The organism is Bradyrhizobium liaoningense, assembly GCF_018130785.1.
Taxonomy (GTDB): domain Bacteria; phylum Pseudomonadota; class Alphaproteobacteria; order Rhizobiales; family Xanthobacteraceae; genus Bradyrhizobium; species Bradyrhizobium liaoningense_A.
On record NZ_JAFCJT010000053.1, the window covers coordinates 1 to 5,531 of the forward strand.

4 protein-coding genes are annotated in these 5,531 nt (G+C 63.8%); 3 read left to right on the forward strand and 1 reads right to left on the reverse strand.

The window, feature by feature from the left end; translation table 11 throughout:
* On the reverse strand, nucleotides 1-125 hold a 125-nt coding region (locus tag JQ627_RS38760), incomplete at its 3' end, for an NAD-binding protein (protein WP_212102385.1).
* A gap of 192 nt (nucleotides 126-317) precedes the next feature.
* Here JQ627_RS38760 and JQ627_RS38765 point away from each other — a divergent pair.
* From JQ627_RS38765 to JQ627_RS38775, 3 genes are all read left to right on the forward strand, one after another.
* On the forward strand, nucleotides 318-1,385 hold the full coding sequence (locus JQ627_RS38765) for an acyltransferase family protein (RefSeq protein WP_212489581.1): 1,068 nt from the start codon (nucleotides 318-320) through the stop codon (nucleotides 1,383-1,385).
* A 203-nt stretch (nucleotides 1,386-1,588) separates the two neighbouring features.
* Nucleotides 1,589-4,624, forward strand: coding sequence for a DNA polymerase I (gene polA / locus JQ627_RS38770; protein ID WP_212489582.1), 3,036 nt, complete (start codon nucleotides 1,589-1,591; stop codon nucleotides 4,622-4,624).
* 171 nt (nucleotides 4,625-4,795) lie between these two features.
* Nucleotides 4,796-5,431, forward strand: coding sequence for a LysE family translocator (locus JQ627_RS38775; RefSeq protein WP_038933366.1), 636 nt, complete (start codon nucleotides 4,796-4,798; stop codon nucleotides 5,429-5,431).
* The last annotated feature ends 100 nt before the right edge of the window (nucleotides 5,432-5,531 follow it).

Consider the following 5,531-nt stretch of genomic DNA (forward strand, 5'->3'; position numbering starts at 1 on the left):
CCGCGATGAAGCGCCGCGATCTTCTTCTCGTCCTTGTCGACGCAGGTGACGTCGTGACCGAAATCCGCAAAGCAGGCTCCGGACACCAGCCCCACATAGCCCGTTCCGATCATTGCGATTCGCATGAAAAACCCTGTTCCAGCTTGGTTAACAAAACCCCAACTCGGGCGGTTTAGCATTTTCCCGAGGGGGGAGAACAGTCCGGATGCAAAAACCGGCACGCGAATTGTACCGGTAAAGAAATCGTAAACCGCAAGGCTTCACACTGCACCACGCCCGCACAGAGCCGGGCGGACCGCGCCTCGAAACGGGACACCATGGCATTATCAGGCACAATCGCCGCGAGCGGGCTTTCCAAGGCCCCCGCCGCCGCACGTGTCGACTGGGTCGACTATGCCAAGGGCATCTGCATCGTCATGGTGGTGATGATGCACTCGGTGCTGGGGGTGGAGCTCGCCGCCGGCCAGACCGGTTTCATGCATGTCGCCGTGGCCTTCGCAAAGCCGTTCCGAATGCCGGATTTCTTCCTGATTTCGGGCCTGTTCCTGCCATTGGTGATCGACCGGGACTGGCGAACCTATCTCGACCGCAAGGTGGTGCATTTCGCCTATTTCTATGTCGTCTGGGTGACAATCCAGTTCGGCTTCAAGGCGCCCGCATTCGCGGCGGAGACGAGCTGGCGCGAGGCCGGCCTGCTGTATCTGGAATCCTTCGTCGAGCCATTCGGGACGCTCTGGTTCATCTACCTGCTGCCGATCTTCTTCGTCGTCACAAAACTGACACGGCGAGTCCCGCCGCTGGCGATCTGGCTCATCGCTGCCGCGCTGGAGACGGCGCGCATCTCGACCGGCTGGACCGCGATCGACGAATTCTGCGCGCGGTTCGTCTATTTCTATTCGGGATATCTGTTCGCTCCTTACGTGTTCGCGCTGTCCGATCGCGCGCGCAACCATCCCGCGTTCGCGCTGGCCGCACTTGCGACCTGGGCGCTGGTCAATGCGGGCCTCGTCGCGTTCGGCGCCAGCGAATGGAAGATCGTCTCGCTCGTGCTCGGCTTCGCCGGCGCCTGCGCCATCATCACGATGGGCACGCTGCTTGCGCGCGCGCAGTGGCTCAACTTCTTCCGCTTCTGCGGCGAGCATTCGATCGTGATCTACCTCGCCTTCTTCCTGCCGATGGCGGCGACACGAACGCTGCTGCTGCGCACCGGCATCATCCCTGACATCGGCACGGTGTCGCTGATCGTCACGATCGTCGGCGTGATCGGATCGCTGGTAATCTGGCAGGCCGCGATGCGGCTCAATGCCCGCTTCCTGTTCGAACGGCCGGAGACGTTCTGGATCGCACCGAAGAAGGCGGGAGCGCGGTTGCAGGCGGCGGAGTAGCTGTCATGCCCCGCGAAGGCGGGGCGTCCAGTATTCCAGAGGCAGCAGTCGTATACGGATAAGCCGCGGCGTACTGGATTCCCGGCCTTCGCGGGGAATGACAGCTGGGATGCGGGGAATGACAGTGGGGATAGTGGCGTCAGCAAGCCAAAAATCCCCCTCCCAAGGCTGTCAAAGCCCGCAAAAATTCATACATTGCGGCCATGCCCAAAACCTCCCCGAAGACCGCCACCAAAGCCGACACCCGATCCACTGCGACAGCTGCTGCCAAACCGGTTGCGGCGAAGGCGGCCGGCAAGGGCGACCACATCTTCCTGGTCGACGGTTCCGGCTACATCTTCCGCGCCTATCACGCGCTGCCGCCGCTGAACCGGAAGTCCGACGGCTTGCAGGTCAATGCCGTACTCGGCTTCTGCAACATGCTGTGGAAGCTGCTGCGCGACATGCCCGCCGACAACCGGCCGACGCATCTCGCCATCGTGTTCGACAAGTCGGAAGTGACCTTCCGCAACAAGATCTATCCCGAGTACAAGGCGCACCGGCCGCCGGCGCCTGACGATCTCATTCCGCAATTCACGCTGATCCGCGAGGCTGTCCGCGCTTTCGACCTGCCCTGCCTGGAACAGGGTGGCTTCGAGGCCGACGATCTGATCGCGACCTACGCGCGGCAGGCATCCGACCGCGGCGCCCACACGACCATCGTGTCCTCCGACAAGGATCTGATGCAGCTCGTGAACGACAAGATCATGATGTACGACACCATGAAGGATCGCCGCATCGGCATCCCCGAGGTGATCGAGAAGTTCGGCGTGCCGCCGGAGAAGGTGGTCGAGGTGCAGGCGCTGGCCGGCGATTCCACCGACAACGTGCCAGGTGTGCCGGGCATCGGCATCAAGACCGCCGCGCAGCTGATCGTCGAATATGGCGACCTCGATCAACTCCTGTTTCGCGCCACCGAGATCAAGCAGCCGAAGCGGCGCGAGGCACTGATCGAGAACGCCGAGAAGGCGCGGATCTCGCGCCAGCTGGTGCTGCTCGACGACAAGGTCGAGCTGGAGGTGCCGCTGGATGACCTCGCCGTCCACGAACCGGACGCACGCAAGCTGATCGCGTTCCTGAAGGCGATGGAATTCACCACGCTGACGCGCCGCGTCGCCGACTATTCGCAGATCGATCCCGCCAATGTCGATGCCGATGCGTCGAACAGCAGCGGCGCGAGAGGCGGCGACGGTGCGAAGGCAAAATCGTCGGAGACCTCCGGCGACCTCTTCACTGCCCCTGCGGCCATCGCAAAGGGCGGCGATAAGGGTGACAAATCGGCTAGCGCCAAGGGCGCGCCGATCTCGCTCGCGGCGGCGCGAGAAGAGGCGTTGCGCAAGCTCCCGATCGACCGGGCCAAGTACCAGACCGTCAAGACGCTCGCCGAGCTCAATGCCTTCATCGCGCGCATCCATGATGCGGGCCATGTCGCGATCGAGATCAAGGCAAACTCCATCGACCCGATGCAGGCCGATCTCTGCGGCGTCGCGCTGGCAGTGGCGCCGAATGAGGCCAGCTATTTGCCGCTGGCGCACAAGCAGTCCGGAGGGGGCGCGGGCCTGTTCGATGCTGGCCTCGCGCCCGATCAGGTCAAGCATGACGACGCGATTCAGGCGCTGCGGCCGGTGCTGGAATCGGCGGGCATCCTCAAGATCGGCTTCGACGTCAAATTCGCCGCCGTGATGCTGGCGCAGCACGGCATCACCTTGCGCAACACCGACGATGCGAAGCTGATCTCCTATGTGCTTGACGCCGGCCGCGGCTCGCACGAACTGGACTCGCTGTCCGAGCGCTGGTTCGGCCACGCCATGCTGAAGGAGAGCGAGCTGCTCGGCAGCGGCAAGGGCAAGATCACCTTCGACCAGGTGCCGATCGACAAGGCCGCACCGCTGTCGGCGGAAGGCGCCGACATGGCCTTGCGCGTGTGGCGCGTGCTGAAGCCGCGGCTCGTCGCCGAGCACATGACCGCCGTCTACGAGACGCTGGAGCGGCCGCTGGTGTCGGTGCTCGCCCGCATGGAGCGGCGCGGCATCTCGATCGACCGCCAGGTCCTGTCGCGTCTATCAGGCGACTTCGCCCAGACCGCGGCGCGCGTCGAAGCCGAGATCCAGGAGATCGCGGGCGAGCCCGTCAATGTCGGCAGCCCCAAGCAGATCGGCGACATCCTGTTCGGCAAGATGGGACTGTCCGGCGGCACCAAGACCAAGACCGGCGCGTGGTCGACCACCGCGCAGGTGCTCGACGAGCTCGCCGAGCAGGGCCACGACTTTCCAAAGAAGATCCTGGAGTGGCGCCAGGTCTCGAAGCTGAAATCGACCTATACCGACGCGCTGCCGACCTACGTCAACCCGCAGACCCACCGCGTCCACACCACCTACGCGCTGGCCGCGACCACGACGGGCCGGCTGTCGTCGAACGAGCCGAATTTGCAGAACATTCCGGTGCGCACCGAGGACGGGCGAAAGATCCGCCGCGCCTTTATCGCGACGCCCGGGCACAAGCTCGTCTCCGCCGACTATTCCCAGATCGAGCTGAGATTGCTCGCCGAGATCGCCGACATTCCCGTCCTCAAGCAGGCGTTCAAGGACGGGCTCGACATTCACGCGATGACGGCCTCCGAAATGTTCGGCGTCCCGATCGAGGGCATGCCGAGTGAAATCCGCCGTCGCGCCAAGGCGATCAATTTCGGCATCATTTACGGCATCTCGGCATTCGGCCTCGCCAACCAGCTCGGCATCGCGCGCGAGGAAGCCTCCGCCTACATCAAGAAGTATTTCGAGCGCTTCCCCGGCATCCGCGCCTACATGGACGAGACGCGCGACTTCTGCCGGAGCCAGGGCTATGTCACCACGCTGTTTGGCCGGAAGATGTACTATCCCGACATCAAGGCTTCGAACGCCTCGGTGCGCGCGTTCAACGAGCGCGCCGCGATCAACGCGCGGCTCCAGGGCACCGCCGCCGACATCATCCGCCGCGCCATGACGCGGATGGAGGATGCGCTGGCCGAGAAGAAGCTGTCGGCGCAGATGCTGCTCCAGGTACACGACGAACTGATCTTCGAGGTGCCTGACGCGGAAGTCGAGGCGACGCTGCCGGTGGTGCAGCACGTGATGCAGGACGCGCCGTTCCCGGCGGTGCTGCTGTCAGTGCCGCTGCATGTCGACGCACGCGCGGCGAACAATTGGGACGAGGCGCATTGATCTCTTCCTTCACGATCTCGCGCCAAAACTTCCGCCTGAGGTATGGGCCCGCTTTTGCGGGGACGGCGTTGGGGTGAGATGCGGGAATCGAATTGTCCTCCGTGCAATTGCGTGATGGCTCCGCCGCGCGGCCCATATTAGAACCGTGCCGTCTCCCGCACCGGTTCACCCATGCCCCACACCTCCGCCCTGCTCGGCTTCGCCCTCGTCTGCCTCGGTCTCGTGCTCACGCCGGGGCCGAACATGATCTATTTGATCTCGCGCTCGATCACGCAGGGGCCGGCCGCCGGCATCGTCTCGCTCGGCGGCGTGGCGCTCGGCTTCGTGTTCTACATGCTGTGCGCGGCGTTCGGCATCACGGCGCTTTTGCTCGCCATTCCCTTTGCCTATGACGCGCTGCGTTTCGCCGGCGCAGGCTATCTGCTGTGGCTGGCCTGGCAGGCGGTGAAGCCGGGCGGACGTTCGCCGTTCCAGGTGAAGCAGCTCGCGATCGACAGCCCGCGCAAATTGTTCGCGATGGGTTTTGTCACCAATCTGCTCAATCCGAAGATCGCGATGCTGTATCTGGCGCTGCTGCCGCAGTTCATCGATCCCACCGCCGGCAGCGTGCTGACGCAGTCGGTGGTGTTGGGGGCGATCCAGATCGCGATCAGTGTCAGCGTCAATGCAATGATCGCACTCGCGGCTGGATCGATCGCATTGTTTCTGGCGAGCCGGCCGAGCTGGATGCTGGTGCAGCGCTGGCTGATGGGCACGGTGCTGGCCGGGCTTGCAGTGCGGATGGCGGTGGAAGCGAAGAAGGTGTGAACTTTCTTACCCTCCCCTGGAGGGGTAGGGCTATCGCATATGGGCAAGGACGGAGAGGAGAAAGTCGTTATTCCACCTCGCCTGGAGCATTTTGTGGCTG